The sequence below is a fragment of the Mannheimia varigena genome (assembly GCF_013377235.1).
Classification (GTDB): Bacteria; Pseudomonadota; Gammaproteobacteria; order Enterobacterales; family Pasteurellaceae; genus Mannheimia; species Mannheimia varigena.
Genome location: NZ_CP016226.1, coordinates 107,736 through 123,504, shown reverse-complemented (window position 1 = coordinate 123,504; position 15,769 = coordinate 107,736). Strand labels below are relative to the sequence as shown.

Below are 15,769 nucleotides of genomic sequence, written 5' to 3'. Positions count from 1 at the left end.
AACACCTTATTATTTCTGTTTTGGTTGTAAGAAAACACGGGTTAAAACATTGATACATAACACGAATAGCGTAATTAAAATCGCACCTGCCCAAGCAAGATTATTCCAATCTGTAAACGGACTTGCCGCATATTGGTAAATCACAACAGGTAAGTTCGCCATTGGTGCGTTCATATCCCAAGACATAAATTGGTTCGACAATGCGGTAAACAGTAATGGAGCTGTTTCACCTGCAATACGGGCAACGGCTAGTAATACACCTGTTAAGATCCCTGATTTTGCGGCACGGTAACAGATCATCACAATCACTCGCCATTGTGGGCAACCTAATGCAATTGCAGCTTCACGCAAGTTATTTGGAATAAGGTTAAGCATACTATCTGTGGTTCTCACCACAATTGGAATCACCAATAATGCTAAGGCTAAAGAACCAGCCCAACCTGAAAAATGCCCTACTTTTGAGACATAAAGCGTGTACACAAATAAGCCAATAATAATTGACGGAGCAGAGAGCAAAATATCATTTAAGAAACGAGTTACTTTTGCAAAACGGCTATAGTTGCCATATTCAGCTAAATACGTGCCTGCTAAAATCCCAATTGGGGTGCCGATAAGCGTGCCTGTTCCCACAATAAGTAGCGAACCTAAAATCGCATTGCTTAAACCGCCCTGTTCATTTGGTGCTGGGGTAATTTGTGTGAAAAGTTCTAGCGAAAGACCTGGAATTCCTCGACTAACTAATGAATATAAAATCCAACAAAGCCAAAACAATCCGAAAGCAACTGCCACATAGGCTAAACTTAGCATTATGCTGTTACAACATTTACGTCTGTAAAAACGAGCGTTCTGTAAATTCTTCATTATTTTCCTTCCTTACGCTGCATTCTTAAAATCATTAAGCGAGAAATAGACAGTACAATGGTTGTAATTAAGAAAAGGACTAAACCTAACTCAATTAATGCTGATTTTTGTAAGCCAGATGCTTCGTTAAATTCATTCGCAATGGCTGACGCAATAGAAACCGAAGGAGAGAATAATGAATTTGGTATTTGGAAAGCATTACCGATAACGAAAGTAACTGCCATTGTTTCGCCTAATGCACGCCCAAAACCTAACATAATGCTGCCGATAAGCCCTGTTTTGGTATAAGGTAGCACTACTTTCCATAGCACTTCCCAACGGGTTGAACCTAATCCGTAGGCACTTTCTTTTAACATTGGTGGCACAATGGCAAATACATCACGCATCATTGAGGCAATGAACGGAATAATCATAATGGCAAGCACTAAACCAGCGGTAAATAAACCAATCCCAAAGGGTGCACCTGAAAATAAGTATTCAAGTATTGGCAGATCGCCAAACCATTCGATCATCGTTGGTTGAATATGTTCTTGGAATAAAGGCACGAACACAAATAAGCCCCACATACCATAAATGATAGAAGGAATAGCGGCTAACATTTCAACTGCTGTTCCAATTGGGCGTTTTAGCCATTGTGGCGAGAGTTCGTTAATAAACACCGCAATACCAAATGAGATCGGTACGGCAATGATTAAAGCTAAACAGGAAGTAATTAATGTCCCCACAATAGGCATTAATGCTCCGTATTGATTCTGCACAGGATCCCATTCGCTATCCCATAAAAAGCTCACGCCAAATTTTTTGATACTTGGCCAACTTTCTACAAATAACGAAATCATCATTCCAGCAAGTAACAGAAATACTAACCACGCAAAACAAGCGGTCATATTTCTAAAAAATATTTCAAATCGATTTTGATTTAAAAATGGGTTCATTTTAGACATAATTATTTTTCGATATAAAAGCTGTCAAAAATAGGCGACCACTCCAACAAGCGGTCGCTTTTTTCATTATTTTTGTAATTCAGTATTCCATTTATGTTGAATGCTTTTTACAACATCTTCAGGAATTGGCACATAGTCCAACTCTGCAGCGGCATCTTGTCCTTTTGCAAACGCCCAATCAAAGAATTTCACCACATTTTGCGTTGCTTCAGGTTTGCCATCTTTTTTGTGAATTAAGATGAAGCTTGCTGCCGTAATCGGCCAAGATTTTTCGCCTGCTTCATTAGTAAGAATCACACCCATACCTTCTGCTTCATTCCATTTTGCATTACTTGCTGCTGCCATAAAACTTTCCTTGTTTGGCTGAACAAATTCGCCTGATTGGCTTTGTAATGCCGTCCACGTTAGTTGGTTTTGTTTTGCATAAGCATATTCCACGTAACCAATTGAATATTTCATCTGGCGAACATAGGCTGCAATACCTTCGTTACCTTTACCACCATGTCCCTTCGGCCATTTCACCGCTTTTCCTTCGCCAACGGTTGATTTCCATTCACTTGAAACTTTAGAGAGATAATTAGTAAAGCCGAAGGTTGTACCAGAGCCGTCTGAACGATGGATAACAAGAATATCTTTATCGGGTAGATTTAAATTTGGATTTAATTTTTGAATAGCGGCGTCATTCCATTTAGCGACTTTACCAAGATAGATTTGAGCCAGTAAGTCGCCGGAAAGTTTTAATTCGCCCTCTTTAATGCCAGGTAAATTCACGACTAACACCGTACCGCCAATAATTGCCGGGAATTGTAATAACTGATGTTGTTGTAATAAATCTGCTTTCATGGGGTCATCAGATGCCCCGAAATCAACTGTTTTTGCGATAATTTGTTGCTGGCCACCGCCTGAGCCGATTGATTGATAATTTACTTTATTGCCTGTTTCTTTTTCATATAATGCTGCCCATTTCGCATAAATCGGATAAGGGAAAGATGCCCCTGCCCCTGTGATAGTGTGAGCGTGAGAAACCGCCGCCACTGATGCAAAAAGAGTACCTAATAACATTACTTTTTTAGTCTTACGCATTAGCATAGTAATTCTCCTTACGTTAAATTGCTGTTGCGTGACTAAGTGTAGAAAAGAATTATGACAGTTTGATGACAATGCTTAATTTTTTCATTTTTTTAGAAAAACCTGTGCAAATATCGCTTGTCAATTCCACTCTCGCCTATCCTATGATATAGTTACTGCCATTTTTATCTTATTTATTATTTCAGTGAGTAAACCTGTGAACTTTGATCCTCAAAATATGCCCAAACATGTTGCTATTATTATGGACGGCAATGGCCGTTGGGCTAAGCAGAAAGGAAAATTGCGCATTTTCGGGCATCAAAACGGCGTGAAAGCGGTTCGTTCTGCGGTAAGTTTTGCAGCTAAAAATCAAATTAAAGTATTAACACTTTATGCTTTTAGTAGTGAGAATTGGAGCAGACCGGAAACTGAAGTATCCGCTTTAATGACACTTTTTATGAAAGCCTTAGACTCTGAAGTCAAAAAACTACATAAAAATAATATCCGCTTGAATATTATTGGCGATAAATCTGCCTTTAGTGAAAGCTTACAAAAACGTATTGCAGAATCAGTAAAATTAACGGAGAACAATACAGGACTAATTTTAAATATTGCGGCAAATTACGGTGGCTATTGGGATATTGTGCAAGCCACTCAAAAATTAGCATTACAAGTAAAAGAAAATCAGCTTGACATTGCACAAATTACCCCTGAGTTATTTCAGCAATATTTAGTCACAGAAACACAACCGCAGGTGGATTTACTCATTAGAACAAGTGGCGAGCAGAGAATTAGCAACTTTTTATTATGGCAAATTGCCTATGCAGAGCTTTTTTTCAGCCCTGTGTTATGGCCGGATTTCAACGATAAAGCTTTCAGCGAAGCGATCGTAGCCTACCAACAGCGTGAACGCCGATTTGGTGGCTGTTAATACAATTTATAAGGATAGACAATGCTTAAAGAACGTATACTTTCAGCAATTATTATGATTATTGCCGTATTGGCAGCTATTTTCTGGCTTTCGCCATTACCATTAACCATCGCATTATCAGCAATTATTGTCGCAGCAATGTGGGAATGGGCTCAATTTGCAGGCTTTAAACGCCCTGTACCTCGTGCGATTGTGGCAATGGTCACTATCTGTTTATTGCTTTTTGCAATCGTTGCCAATACCGATTATATTCGTGCAACACGTTTCATTACTGATGAAACCACGCCTATTCTCTTTATTGGCTGCATTTGGTGGCTGATTGCTCTTGTATTAGTAGTTACTTATCCAAATTCTGCCAAACTATGGGAAAAATCAGTTGTAGCTAAATTCTTATTTGGTTTTGCAACCTTAATTCCATTTTTAATTGGTGTATTAGCGTTACGTTTCCATAATTATCATATTGACCCGTATCAAGGTACTTATTTATTCCTCTATGTTTGCTTATTAGTTTGGGGGGCAGACTCAGGTGCCTATTTCTTTGGCAGAGCCTTTGGTAAAAGAAAACTTGCACCAAAAGTTTCTCCGGGTAAATCATGGGAAGGTGTTTTTGGTGGGTTATTAACGTCCGGAGTAATTGCTTTTGCCTTCTTACAACTTACGCCAACAAATGTATTCGGCAGAGAATTAGACACTACACCATTTATTGTGGTTTCTATTGCAACGGTAGCGATTTCAGTACTAGGCGATTTAGTTGAAAGTATGTTCAAACGCCAAGCTGGTATTAAAGATAGCAGTAATCTTATTCCAGGGCACGGCGGTATTTTAGATCGTATTGATAGCTTAACAGCGGCGATTCCGTTTTTCGCAACCTTCTTCTTTTTTGTACTATAAGCTATGACTTCAACTATTGCCTTTTTTGTTCTAATCTGCGTACTGGTATTCGTACACGAATACGGGCATTTCTGGGCTGCACGCAAGTGTGGTGTAAAAGTAACTCGTTTTTCTATTGGTTTTGGTAAAGTGTTATTTAGAAAAACTGATAAGCACGGCACAGAATTTGCTTTCTCATTAATTCCACTCGGTGGCTATGTACAAATGTGGAATGGCGAGCAAGGCGTTGATGCCAGACCAGAACAATCATTAGCGACGAAGTCTGTTTTACAGCGTGCTTTTATTATTTTTGCAGGTCCTGCCGCAAACTTTATTTTTGCAATATTGGCTTACTGGGCGGTATTTGTTTCAGGAATTCCAACCATTAAACCTGTGATTGGTGAGGTATTACCTAACACAATTGCAGCACAAGCTCAATTACCTACTGAATTAGAAATTACAAAAATTCGTAATCAAAATATTCAAGATTGGGAAAGTGCATCTTTAGCGTTAGTGGGGGCAATTGGGAATAAAAATGTTCAAGTAGAAGGTCGATTAATTGATAGCCAAATCATCCAACGTTATGAGCTAGATCTTTCTGACTGGAATATTGATAGCACTAAAGAAAATCCATTAACGGTATTAGGTATTCGTCCTAAGAGTACGAAAGTAATGCCTGAAATCAAACAAATTGTTGAAAATTCACCTGCTGAAAAAGTGGGATTAACTTCAGGCGATAGAATTCTCAAGGTTAATCAACAGCCTTTTGATTGGGCTACCCTTGTGGAAAGTGTTCAAACAGGCAATTTAATTGAACTTCAAATTGAACAAAAAGGACAAATTAAGACACTAAGCATTCAGCCTGAGAAGCAAAACAATCGCTATATTATCGGCATTGTGCCGACATACGAAAGACTTGCAGAGAAATATCGCACCGAATTAAAATATGATATTCTTACTGCATTTTATAAAAGTATTGAAAAAGTATGGTCTTTAATTCAGACCATACTACAATTTATTGGTAATCTCATTACCGGTGATTTATCAATTAAAAATTTAGGTGGTCCCATATCAATGGCAAAAGGAGCTGGGGCAACGGCTGAAATTGGCTTGATTTATTACTTGAGTTTTATGGCATTAATTAGTGTCAATTTGGGGGTAATGAACCTGTTCCCAATTTTACCATTAGATGGCGGACAACTGATTTTATTAGCAACTGAAGCCATTCGAGGCAAAGCATTATCCGAAAAAATACAAATTATATTCCAACAAGTTGGTATTGCATTTGTATTAGGTTTAATGGTTTTTGCCTTTATTAATGACATTATTCATTTTTAACAAGCGGTTTATTTTTTAAATAATTTCGCAAATCATCTTGCAAAACATTCATAGGTAATTTCAATGAAAAAATTATTACTTTCTTCTCTTTTAATTGCAAATGGTGTGGTTGCAGCACCTTTCGTTGTTAAAGATATTCGTGTTGAAGGCGTACAACCAACAACAGGGGCTGCTATTATCTCATCTATTCCTGTCAGAGTAGGTCAAACCGCAACAGATACTGATGTTTCCAATGTAGTACGTCATTTATTCAGTCAGCAACGTTTTGCAGATGTGCGTGCAACACGAGAAGGCAATACCCTTGTTATTAAAGTCGCAGAAAAACCGATCATCGGTAAATTAGAAATTGAAGGCAATAAAGCAATCCCCAAAGATGCTTTAGAACAAAATTTAAAAGCAAACTTAATTAATCAAGGTGAAATTTTCAACGCAGAAAAATTAGAGGCTTTCAAAGAGAGTCTTATTGAACATTATCACTCTACCGGCCGCTATTTAGCTAAAATAGATACTATTGTAACGAATAATGCCGAAGGTGGCGTGAATGTTAAATTAGTGATTGATGAAGGCGATGTAGCAAAAGCAAAAGCCATTAAATTTGAAGGTAATAACGCATTTTCTGATAAAAAATTATTAGAAAATTTAGATATTCAGCCAGATGTTTCTTGGTGGAATATTTTTGAAAGTAGCAAATTTGAACAAACAACTTACCAAAAAGATTTAGAAACATTAAGAGATTTTTATTTAAATCGTGGTTATGCCAAGTTTGCGATTGAAGATACCGATGTACAGTTTAATGATGATAAAACTGAAGTAAATCTTACTTACAAATTAAATGAAGGCTCGCAGTATAATATTAGTGAAATGCGTATCATCGGTAATACTGCAAATATGGACGATAAATTAAATCCACTATTAAAGGATTTTAAAGCGGGTCAGACCTTCCGTAAATCAGATCTCACACAAATTGAAGAAGAAATTAAAAATATCTTAGGCGATGCTGGTTATGGCTCTGCTAAAGTAGATATTTATCCTCAATTTAACGATGCAGATAATAGCGTAAAAATCAGCTTTGTTGTTGATGCAGGTCGTCGCATTTATGTGCGTAAAATTCGCTTCGAAGGCAATGATGTTACCGCAGACTCCACTCTACGCCGTGAAATGCGCCAGCAAGAAGGTGCGTGGTTATCAACCAATAAGGCATCACTAGGTAAAGCTCGTTTAGAAAGAACCGGTTTCTATGAAAGCGTTGATATGTCAATGCAAAACGTAGAAAATACAACAGATCAAGTTGATGTCGTTTATAAAATTAGAGAACGAAATACAGGTAGCATTAACTTTGGTATCGGTTACGGTACGGAAAGTGGTATTAGTTACCAAGCAGGTATTAAACAAGACAACTTCTTGGGTATGGGATCAACTATCAGTTTAAACGGTACTCGTAATGACTATGGTACAAGCATTAACTTAGGTTATACCGAGCCATACTTTACCAAAGATGGAGTCAGTTTAGGTGGCAACGTATTCTACGAAGATTACGATAACTCGAAAAATGATAACGTCGCATCATACAAACGTCAAACTTACGGTATTAACGGCACACTTGGTTTCCCAGTGAATGAAAATAACTCATACTACTTAGGTTTGGGATATACACACGATAAAATTAAAAATGCATCTCGTGAATATACTCGTGAAAAATATGTGAAATCAATGAACTTTGAGTTTGATCCGAACTCGAGTTACTATGACAAAATCAAAGCAGATGATTTCGATTTCTCTCTTGGTTGGAACTATAACAGCTTAAATAGAGGCTATTTCCCAACAGAAGGAACTACTGCAAATATTGGTGGTAAAATTACTATTCCGGGTTCTGATAATAAATATTATCGTGTAAGTGCCGATTTTAGAAACTACTTCCCATTAAACCGTGAACATAAATGGGTCATCTCAACTAAAGCGAGCGTGGCTTATACCAACGGTTTTGGTGGAAAAGAAGTTCCGTTCTATCAACTTTACACCGCTGGTGGTATTGGTACATTAAGAGGCTTCTCTTACGGTGCAATCGGGCCTCAAGCCATTTACTATAATACTAAATCTGGCAAATTTGATAATGTAAATAATGACATTATTGGTGGTAATGCTTTAGCCGCTGCAAGTTTAGAACTAATTACGCCAACACCATTTGTGAGCGAAAAATACCAACACAATGTAAGAACCTCTATCTTTGTTGATGCCGCAACAGCTTGGAATACGAAATGGAAACAAGCGGAATACCCAACATTACCTAATCACGGTGATTTCAAACGTTTCCGTGCTTCGGCAGGTGTTGCATTCCAATGGATGTCACCAATTGGGCCATTGTCATTCTCTTATGCAAAACCAATTCGTAAGTATGATAAGGATGAAATTGAGCAATTCCAATTTAATATCGGCAGCTCATTCTAATTCACTACAAGCGGTCAAAAATGACATGAATTTTGCAAACTGACCGCTTAATTCAACCGTTTCTTTAAAAGGGAAAAACATGAAAAAACTATTTAAAATGACAGGTTTAACTATTGCTTTAGCAACTACAACAGGTATGGTAACAGCAGCAGATACTATCGGTTTTGTTGATCCGACTTATGTGTTACAAAACCACCCTGTTTTATTAGATGCAACAGCAAAATTTGATAAGTTCGTAAAAGAAAGCCAAGAAAGATTTGCAGCTGAAGAAAAAAAATTATCAGATGATAACAAAGCACTCACTGCAGAAAGAGATAAAATCAACGCTGATGCTCAAAAGTTACAAAATGAACAAAAAACAGTAGAGGCGTCTATCAAGAAAAAAGTGGCTGCATTAGAGAAAGAAGCTCCACGCTTACGTTCAAAAGATATTCAAGCTCGACAAAATGCAATTCAAAAAGAAGCCGATGCTTTCCAAAAGAAAGTAGAAGCCATTCAAAAACGTGAGGCGGATTTTGCTAAAAAAGCAGAAGCATTCCAAAAACGTGCTGATGAATTCCAGAAAAAAATTGAGCAAGCCAATAAAGAAAATGGCGGTATTAATCCTCAAGAAGCTCAAAAACAAGCAGTAGATGAGGTTAATGCAACTATTAAAGAAATTGCAAAATCAAAGGGTTATACTTTAGTTCTTCAACCTCAAGTTGCACTTTATGCGGAAGATGAAAGCAAAGATATCACTGAAGTAGTACTTGAAGCTATTGTGAAAAAACACCCTGATATCAAAATAGAAAAGCCAGCAGAAGCTCAACCTGCCGTAGAAAAAGCACCAGAAACTAAAGCTGAAGAAGCTAAACAAGAAGAAGCGAAAAAATAATGGCAAATTTCCGTTTAATTGATTTGGCGGAGCATATCGGCGGTACTCTTAGGGGTAACGCCGATTTGGCTATTCAAAGCATAGCTGCTTTAGATAAAGCCAATAGCTCGCAAATTACCTTTATCTCAAATGCAAAATATCGAGAAAATTTAGCCGCTTGTAATGCGGGGGCAATTATCGTCAGCCCTGCTGATGTGGAATTTTGCCGTGAAGATCAAAACTTAGTGATTGTGGCAAATCCTTATGTTGCCTACGCCTTGCTCGCGCAATATATGGATACCACCCCAAAAGCTGCCACAGGCATTCACCCGAATGCGGTAATTTCCCCTGAGGCAAAATTAGGTCATAATGTATCCGTTGGTGCAAACGCAGTGATTGAAAGTGGCGTTGAGCTAGGTGACGATGCCATAATCGGTGCTGGCTGCTTTGTCGGTAAAAATAGCAAAATCGGGGCAAGAACCCAACTTTGGGCAAATGTATCGGTTTACCACAACGTTCAAATCGGCTCTGATTGCTTAATTCAATCTTCCGCTGTGATTGGTAGCGATGGTTTTGGTTATGCCAACGACAAAGGTCAATGGATCAAAATACCGCAAACCGGTGGTGTGATTATCGGCAACCGTGTTGAAATCGGCTCTTGCACCTGTATCGACCGTGGGGCGTTAGATCCTACCGTGATCGAAGATAATGTAATTATCGACAACCTCTGCCAAATTGCTCATAATGTCCACATTGGCTTCGGCACAGCGGTAGCCGGCGGTGTAATTATGGCTGGTAGCTTAAAAGTCGGTCGATTCTGCCAAATTGGCGGGGCGAGTGTGATCAACGGTCATATGGAAATTTGTGACGGTGCAATCATTACCGGAATGGGAATGGTGATGCGACCTATCACGGAAAAAGGTATTTACTCATCAGGCATTCCGCTACAAACCAACAAAGAGTGGCGTAAAACAGCTGCATTAGTAATGAATATTGATGAAATGAACAAACGTTTAAAATCGTTAGAAAAGCGTTTTAACGATTAATTTTACTTAGAGTTTTTATTTAGAGGTCTAAAGTGACAAAAATTACAACTGAAAATCGTGAGCCAAAAATTATTGAAGTAACGGAAATTATGGATATGTTGCCTCACCGTTACCCATTTTTATTAGTCGATCGTGTAACCGATTACGAAGAAGGCAAATGGTTGAAAGCAATTAAAAATGTAACGTTTAATGAGCCTTGCTTTACAGGTCATTTCCCAAATTCGCCTATTTTCCCAGGTGTACTCATTCTTGAAGCAATGGCTCAAGCTACCGGTGTGTTAGCAGTTGCAACCTATGGCAAATTAAGTGAAGATGAACTTTACTACTTCGCTGCTATTGATAATGCTCGTTTCAAACGTCCTGTTGTGCCGGGCGATCGTCTTGAATTAGAAGTTGAATTCTTAAAAGAGGTGCGTGGCATCACTAAGTTTACAGGCAAAGCATACGTTGACGGTAAACTAGTTTGCGAAGCAGACCTAATGTGCGCACGCCGTAAATAATCAATTTTAATCCTAAAATAAAGGGAGCTTACTATGCGTCTAATTGACTCAACGGCTAAAATCAGCCCGCTTGCTATTATTGAAGATGGCGCACAAATTGGTGCACACGTTGAAATTGGTCCATACTCTGTGATCGGTAAAGACGTAAAAATTGGGGCAAGAACCAAAATTCATTCACACGTAGTCATCAACGGTCTAACTGAAATTGGCGAAGATAACCATATTTTTCAATTTGCCAGCATTGGTGAAATCAACCAAGACTTGAAATATCAAGGCGAGCCGACCAAAGTGGTGATCGGTAATCGTAACCGTATTCGTGAAAGCGTGACCATTCACCGTGGCACCGTGCAAGGTGGCGGGGTAACAAAAATTGGTGATGATAACCTATTTATGATCAACACTCACATTGCCCACGATTGCTCTATTGGCAACCGCTGTATTATCGCCAATAATGGGACGCTTGCCGGACACGTAACGCTTGATGATTTCGTGATCGTAGGCGGAATGTCAGCTATCCACCAATTCGTGGTAGTCGGCTCACACGTTATGCTCGGCGGCGGCTCAATGGTAAGCCAAGACGTGCCACCTTATGTAATGGCACAAGGCAACCACGCACGTCCGTTTGGTATCAACCTTGAAGGTTTAAAACGTCGTGGTTTTGATAAAGCGGCATTACACGCAATCCGCAAAGCTTATAAGCTGATTTATTCTAGCGGTAAAACTTTGGAAGAGTGCTTAGTAGAAATAGAACAAGTTGCAGCTACCGAACCTGCTGTTGCGATTTTCCTGCAATTCTTCAAACGTTCAACTCGTGGTATTATCCGCTAGGACCAAAAAACAAAACCCCGAACGATGTTCGGGGTTATCTTTTTTTACTCGACTGCTGAGCCTTTTAGCAACTTTCTCATCCAAGTACGATTTGGGCTTAGGTTATGCCAAATCTCTTCGCTTATCGGCACAGGTTCATTGCAAATCAAACTAGCCAGCATCTCTCCCAGTAATGGGGCGGTAGTAAGCCCTCGAGAAGCTAGCCCGTTCACCATATATAAATTTGCAAAAATTTCCGCATTTTCGACCGCTTGTTTGCGTCTTAGCTGGTTATACAAATTGGCATATTGCTCTTTCTGTTTTTCAAAATGATGCACTGCCCCCACCATTGGCACACGATCTCGAAATGCAGCTCGAATGCCGACTTTCGCTAAGTTTTGTGAATAATCAATGCCTTTCGTCCATTCACAAGCGGTGAGATTTTGCTGAAGTTTTGCAATATTCTCTAAATGTTCAGTTTCGCTAAACTGCGTATCCGCATTATCTCGAAGATGGCTTGCTCCCACGCAATGCGTGCCGGCTTGGGAAATAGGGGTAAGATAGCCGTCATAACAAACCACACATTTGAGTTTTTGCAGCTCCAGCGTACTAGGAATTTGGCTAACCTGCCCTCGCACAGGATAAAGAGGAATACCATTCGCTTGACTAAATGCGTTGAGCGTGTGCCCATTTGCCAGTACCACTGCTTGATGGCTGAAGGTTTTGCCATCTGTTTGCCACTGCCATTTGCCATCTGTCCACGTTAAATTTTCTACCTTATGATTTAGCACGATTTTTAATCCTTGGCGTTCCAACCACACAAAGCCATTTCGCACAAACTGCACTGGTGAAAGCCAGCCGCCTTGCGGAATAAAAGCTCCGCCATTTGGTACGCTTAGCCCTAACTTTTCGCTTAAGTCCTCCGCTGTGCAGAGCTGAAATAAGGTTTCATCATCGGTTTGCTCGGCAATTTTATTGAGCTTTTTCTCGGTTTTTTCATTGTAGGCATATAACGCCACACCGCTTAAATTATGCTCAAACTCAATCACTTTTTCCAACTGGCTCAAGCGTTGCAAAGCGTAATCAAAACTATGGATATAAAACCGTACATTGCGTTCATCATCATCGCTCAGTTGCGGATAAATTGCTCCTTGTAAATTGCCTGAAGCGTTCATTGCCAAAGCTTCATCTTTGCAATATAGCGTGACTTGCTTGCCTTTCTCTAGTAACGACAACGCCAAAAACAGGCTCGCCACACCGCCGCCGATAATCGCAACATCTTCTACGGTTTCATTTTTAGCAAAAAAATAAGGGTAACGAGGTGGCTGATTTTCGCTATCTAACGGCTTTTCACCCCACAACATTTCTCGTTTTTTGCCAAAGCCTTTACGTTTATACACTGCAAAGCCCACAGCTTGTAAGCCTCGGCGAACATTGCTTGAAGCAGTAAAAGTCGCAAAAGTGCCGCCATTGCGACTTAAGCGAAACATCTGCTGATACAAATTTTCGTTCCACATTTCCGGATTTTTGTCTGGTGAAAAACCATCTAAAAACCACGCATCAATGGTGTTGGTGTAAAGATCGCCCAGCTGCGGTAAGTTTTCCGCAATGTCACCAAACCATAAGTCCAGATAAATATCGCCAAAATGATAACGCTGACAACCGTTTTGGCGAGGCTGCCAACAAGCGGTTAAATTTTGCGAAAAGGTTGCAAATTGTGGATAATTTTGGTGAATTTCTGCTAATTGTGCCGAAGTTAACGGAAATTTTTCAAAAGAGATAAAGTAAAGCCGTTTTAGTTTACTTTCCGGAAATGCAGCTCGAAATTGCTTGAATTTCTCCGCCACCGCAAAAAAATTCAATCCTGTGCCAAAGCCGGTTTCCGCAATCACGAACGCCTCTCGGCTATGCGAGAGCCATTTTTCCCAGAGTTGATTCCCCTCTTGGAACACATAATGGCTTTCCGCCAAACCATCTTGGGTAGAAAAATAAATATCATCGAATTGGTCGGAAACAGGAGTGTTCGAAGAATTAAAGGAGAGCGCAGCAAAAGTAAGTTTGGACATATGATTTCCTAAAACAAAACACGGAAAACCAAACGATTTTCCGTGTCTTATGGTGAATAAATATTAGAAAATATTGTAGGCTAAAAATACGATCATACTCAGTGCGCCAACTACTGTCATCATTGAATAACCAAAAGTACCCATAATTTAATCCTCATGAATTATTGTTTAAAATCGTTGCTATTCTAGCACAACTTAATCTAACTTTAAAAAACTATGCACGAATAATTTTTTCAAAACAAGCTGTCAGTTTTGACAAATCTTTTATACCCTTGGCACTTTCAACCCCTGAGTTTAAATCTACGCCTAAACAACCTTGAGCCAAAGCAGCTTTAATATTCTCCACGTTAATACCGCCTGCTAATAATGCATTCTGTTTTAAGGTATCAGGAATTAATGCCCAATCAAAGGTTTTGCCTGTGCCGCCTTGTTGTGAACCAATTTTACTATCCAGCACATAACGAGCAACTTGCGGATTGTCTTGAAATTCAAGGCTTTCCGCTTCAATATCCACCGACAACGCTTTCCAAATTTGGGTTTTTCCACCCAATTTTTCGGTAAGTTCGGCAATATAACCGTCATCTTCCGAACCGTGTAGTTGCACAGCAAACAACTCCAACTGTTTTGCAATTTTCTCCACAAATTCGACCGCTTGATTTTGGAAAACGCCCACATAACGAAGCGGAGCGTTTACCACCAATTCTTGAGCTTGGCGAAGGGAAAGCTGGCGTGGCGAGCCTTCGGCGAAAATTAAACCGCCGTACAACGCCCCTAGTTCATACACCGCTTTGACATCTTGCACTCGAGTCAAACCGCACACTTTATTTTCACCGAAAACCACCGCACGCACAGCATTATTCAGATCCGCATTGCCCATCAAGCTACTGCCGATCAAAAAAGCGTGAACATAAGGCTTAATGCATTTAACTTGATTGTGATCGTTAATGCCCGATTCGGAAATCAAACAGACATCAGACGGAATTTGCTCTCGATATTTCTCCACCAAATCCACAATACGGTTCATATCAATGGTAAGCGTGTGTAAATCACGGTTATTCACGCCAATTACTTTCGCCCCCAACTCCAACGCACGCTCAAATTCTGCATCGTTACTGGTTTCGGTAAGCACCCCCATTCCGAGCGAATGAGCTAAATCCGCCAGTTCACGGTAAGCGGCATCATCCACCACCGAAAGCATCAGCAAAATCGCATCGGCATTGTAGAAGCGAGCGAGGTAAACCTGATACGCCGAAATCATAAAATCTTTGCACAAAATCGGCTGGCTGGTTTGCTGTTTGACTTGGTCGATATAGCGAAAATCGCCTTGGAAATATTGCTCGTCCGTTAGCACCGAGATGGCGGTAGCGTAATTTTTATAGACTTGAGCAATCGCATCTAAATCAAATTCCGCCCGAATTAAGCCTTTTGACGGAGAGGCTTTTTTACATTCCAAAATATAGGCGGGCTCTTGGTGAGTGCCTTTGGCGAGAGCGGCATAAAAATCCCGATCACTTTTGACGATCTTGTGCTGAAATTCGCTTAACGGAAAGGTTTTTTGCTTCTGTTCGACCCAAACTGCTTTATCTTGCACGATTTTTTGCAGAATTGTCGGTTGGTTGTTGTGAGGTTGCATATAAATTCCTAGAGAGAAATCAGATTGAGTGCTAAAATTCTTACCTATTTTTACCCGAAAAAGCTCAATTTAACAAGCCGAAACTCAACAAATGAAAGCAGAAGTTAAACAACATTTATCCGATTTACAAATTGCAATGCGTTTGCACAACCTTTGGGAAGCCACACCGCCGAGCCTTGAGGCAATGGCAAATCCGCAGCCGTTTTGTGTCGAAACTCTCTCGCCAACGCAGTGGCTACAATGGATTTTTATCCCGAGAATGCAGGCGATTTTAGACGCCGGTGCCGATCTGCCCCGCAATTTTGCTATTACTCCTTATTTGGAAGAGTCACTGAAAACCGCAGACTATCTAAAAGCAATTTACGAGCCGTTGTTGAAGTTGGAAAAGTTGTTGAAGGATTAATTTG

General features: G+C 39.8%; 14 protein-coding genes. 9 read left to right on the top strand and 5 right to left on the bottom strand.

Going from position 1 to position 15,769, the window contains the following annotated elements:
• Positions 1 to 9 precede the first annotated feature (9 nt).
• From pstA to pstS, 3 genes are all read right to left on the bottom strand, one after another.
• Complete coding sequence (gene pstA, locus A6B40_RS00580) at positions 10 to 861, bottom strand: phosphate ABC transporter permease PstA (protein ID WP_112110842.1); 852 nt, start codon at positions 859 to 861, stop codon at positions 10 to 12.
• The gene (gene pstC / locus A6B40_RS00575) at positions 861 to 1,805 is read right to left on the bottom strand and encodes a phosphate ABC transporter permease subunit PstC (RefSeq protein ID WP_025247594.1); all 945 of its coding nucleotides are present in this window, start codon (positions 1,803 to 1,805) and stop codon (positions 861 to 863) included. Before pstC ends, pstA begins: the two co-directional genes overlap by 1 nt.
• A 66-nt stretch (positions 1,806 to 1,871) precedes the next feature.
• Complete coding sequence (gene pstS / locus A6B40_RS00570; RefSeq protein WP_138316844.1) at positions 1,872 to 2,894, bottom strand: phosphate ABC transporter substrate-binding protein PstS; 1,023 nt, start codon at positions 2,892 to 2,894, stop codon at positions 1,872 to 1,874.
• A gap of 217 nt (positions 2,895 to 3,111) precedes the next feature.
• Here pstS and uppS point away from each other — a divergent pair, with 217 nt between their 5' ends.
• From uppS to lpxA, 8 genes are all read left to right on the top strand, one after another.
• Positions 3,112 to 3,804, top strand: a complete 693-nt coding sequence (gene uppS, locus A6B40_RS00565) for a polyprenyl diphosphate synthase (protein ID WP_231475490.1) — start codon at positions 3,112 to 3,114, stop codon at positions 3,802 to 3,804.
• A 21-nt stretch (positions 3,805 to 3,825) separates the two neighbouring features.
• Entirely contained in the window at positions 3,826 to 4,695 is an 870-nt protein-coding gene (locus tag A6B40_RS00560; protein WP_112110840.1) for a phosphatidate cytidylyltransferase, read from the top strand.
• A 3-nt stretch (positions 4,696 to 4,698) separates the two neighbouring features.
• Complete coding sequence (gene rseP / locus A6B40_RS00555; RefSeq protein ID WP_176671247.1) at positions 4,699 to 6,012, top strand: RIP metalloprotease RseP; 1,314 nt, start codon at positions 4,699 to 4,701, stop codon at positions 6,010 to 6,012.
• A gap of 63 nt (positions 6,013 to 6,075) precedes the next feature.
• Positions 6,076 to 8,457, top strand: a complete 2,382-nt coding sequence (gene bamA, locus A6B40_RS00550; RefSeq protein WP_025217087.1) for an outer membrane protein assembly factor BamA — start codon at positions 6,076 to 6,078, stop codon at positions 8,455 to 8,457.
• Between the two features lie 79 nt (positions 8,458 to 8,536).
• Positions 8,537 to 9,331, top strand: coding sequence for an OmpH/Skp family outer membrane protein (locus tag A6B40_RS00545; protein ID WP_025217086.1), 795 nt, complete (start codon positions 8,537 to 8,539; stop codon positions 9,329 to 9,331).
• On the top strand, positions 9,331 to 10,356 hold the full coding sequence (lpxD, locus tag A6B40_RS00540) for a UDP-3-O-(3-hydroxymyristoyl)glucosamine N-acyltransferase (RefSeq protein WP_176671246.1): 1,026 nt from the start codon (positions 9,331 to 9,333) through the stop codon (positions 10,354 to 10,356). The genes A6B40_RS00545 and lpxD overlap by 1 nt, the downstream gene beginning before the upstream one ends.
• A gap of 89 nt (positions 10,357 to 10,445) precedes the next feature.
• Positions 10,446 to 10,856 (top strand): 3-hydroxyacyl-ACP dehydratase FabZ, encoded by a 411-nt coding sequence (gene fabZ / locus A6B40_RS00535; RefSeq protein WP_051410689.1) that lies wholly within the window; start codon positions 10,446 to 10,448, stop codon positions 10,854 to 10,856.
• Positions 10,857 to 10,889: 33 nt separating this feature from the next.
• Positions 10,890 to 11,684 (top strand): acyl-ACP--UDP-N-acetylglucosamine O-acyltransferase, encoded by a 795-nt coding sequence (gene lpxA / locus A6B40_RS00530; protein ID WP_025217083.1) that lies wholly within the window; start codon positions 10,890 to 10,892, stop codon positions 11,682 to 11,684.
• 44 nt (positions 11,685 to 11,728) lie between these two features.
• On the opposite strand, the gene mnmC is transcribed toward lpxA, so the two are convergent.
• Both mnmC and trpCF read right to left on the bottom strand, forming a co-directional pair.
• Positions 11,729 to 13,729, bottom strand: coding sequence for a bifunctional tRNA (5-methylaminomethyl-2-thiouridine)(34)-methyltransferase MnmC2/FAD-dependent 5-carboxymethylaminomethyl-2-thiouridine(34) oxidoreductase MnmC1 (gene mnmC, locus A6B40_RS00525; RefSeq protein ID WP_176671245.1), 2,001 nt, complete (start codon positions 13,727 to 13,729; stop codon positions 11,729 to 11,731).
• 214 nt (positions 13,730 to 13,943) lie between these two features.
• Positions 13,944 to 15,362 carry a bifunctional indole-3-glycerol-phosphate synthase TrpC/phosphoribosylanthranilate isomerase TrpF gene (trpCF, locus tag A6B40_RS00520; RefSeq protein ID WP_176671244.1) on the bottom strand — a complete coding sequence of 473 codons (1,419 nt, stop codon included), beginning with the start codon at positions 15,360 to 15,362 and terminating at the stop codon, positions 13,944 to 13,946.
• A 91-nt stretch (positions 15,363 to 15,453) separates the two neighbouring features.
• Between trpCF and A6B40_RS00515 the strand changes: the two genes are divergently transcribed.
• The gene (locus A6B40_RS00515) at positions 15,454 to 15,765 is read left to right on the top strand and encodes a YqcC family protein (RefSeq protein WP_176671243.1); all 312 of its coding nucleotides are present in this window, start codon (positions 15,454 to 15,456) and stop codon (positions 15,763 to 15,765) included.
• Positions 15,766 to 15,769: the final 4 nt, after the last annotated feature.

Bases quoted from the DNA above. Each gene is read 5' to 3' on its own strand.
- pstA (WP_112110842.1), bottom strand. From the start codon at position 861: ATGAAGAATTTACAGAACGCTCGTTTTTACAGACGTAAATGTTGTAAC.
- pstC (WP_025247594.1), bottom strand. From the start codon at position 1,805: ATGTCTAAAATGAACCCATTTTTAAATCAAAATCGATTTGAAATATTT.
- pstS (WP_138316844.1), bottom strand. From the start codon at position 2,894: ATGCTAATGCGTAAGACTAAAAAAGTAATGTTATTAGGTACTCTTTTT.
- uppS (WP_231475490.1), top strand. From the start codon at position 3,112: ATGCCCAAACATGTTGCTATTATTATGGACGGCAATGGCCGTTGGGCT.
- A6B40_RS00560 (WP_112110840.1), top strand. From the start codon at position 3,826: ATGCTTAAAGAACGTATACTTTCAGCAATTATTATGATTATTGCCGTA.
- rseP (WP_176671247.1), top strand. From the start codon at position 4,699: ATGACTTCAACTATTGCCTTTTTTGTTCTAATCTGCGTACTGGTATTC.
- bamA (WP_025217087.1), top strand. From the start codon at position 6,076: ATGAAAAAATTATTACTTTCTTCTCTTTTAATTGCAAATGGTGTGGTT.
- A6B40_RS00545 (WP_025217086.1), top strand. From the start codon at position 8,537: ATGAAAAAACTATTTAAAATGACAGGTTTAACTATTGCTTTAGCAACT.
- lpxD (WP_176671246.1), top strand. From the start codon at position 9,331: ATGGCAAATTTCCGTTTAATTGATTTGGCGGAGCATATCGGCGGTACT.
- fabZ (WP_051410689.1), top strand. From the start codon at position 10,446: ATGGATATGTTGCCTCACCGTTACCCATTTTTATTAGTCGATCGTGTA.
- lpxA (WP_025217083.1), top strand. From the start codon at position 10,890: ATGCGTCTAATTGACTCAACGGCTAAAATCAGCCCGCTTGCTATTATT.
- mnmC (WP_176671245.1), bottom strand. From the start codon at position 13,729: ATGTCCAAACTTACTTTTGCTGCGCTCTCCTTTAATTCTTCGAACACT.
- trpCF (WP_176671244.1), bottom strand. From the start codon at position 15,362: ATGCAACCTCACAACAACCAACCGACAATTCTGCAAAAAATCGTGCAA.
- A6B40_RS00515 (WP_176671243.1), top strand. From the start codon at position 15,454: ATGAAAGCAGAAGTTAAACAACATTTATCCGATTTACAAATTGCAATG.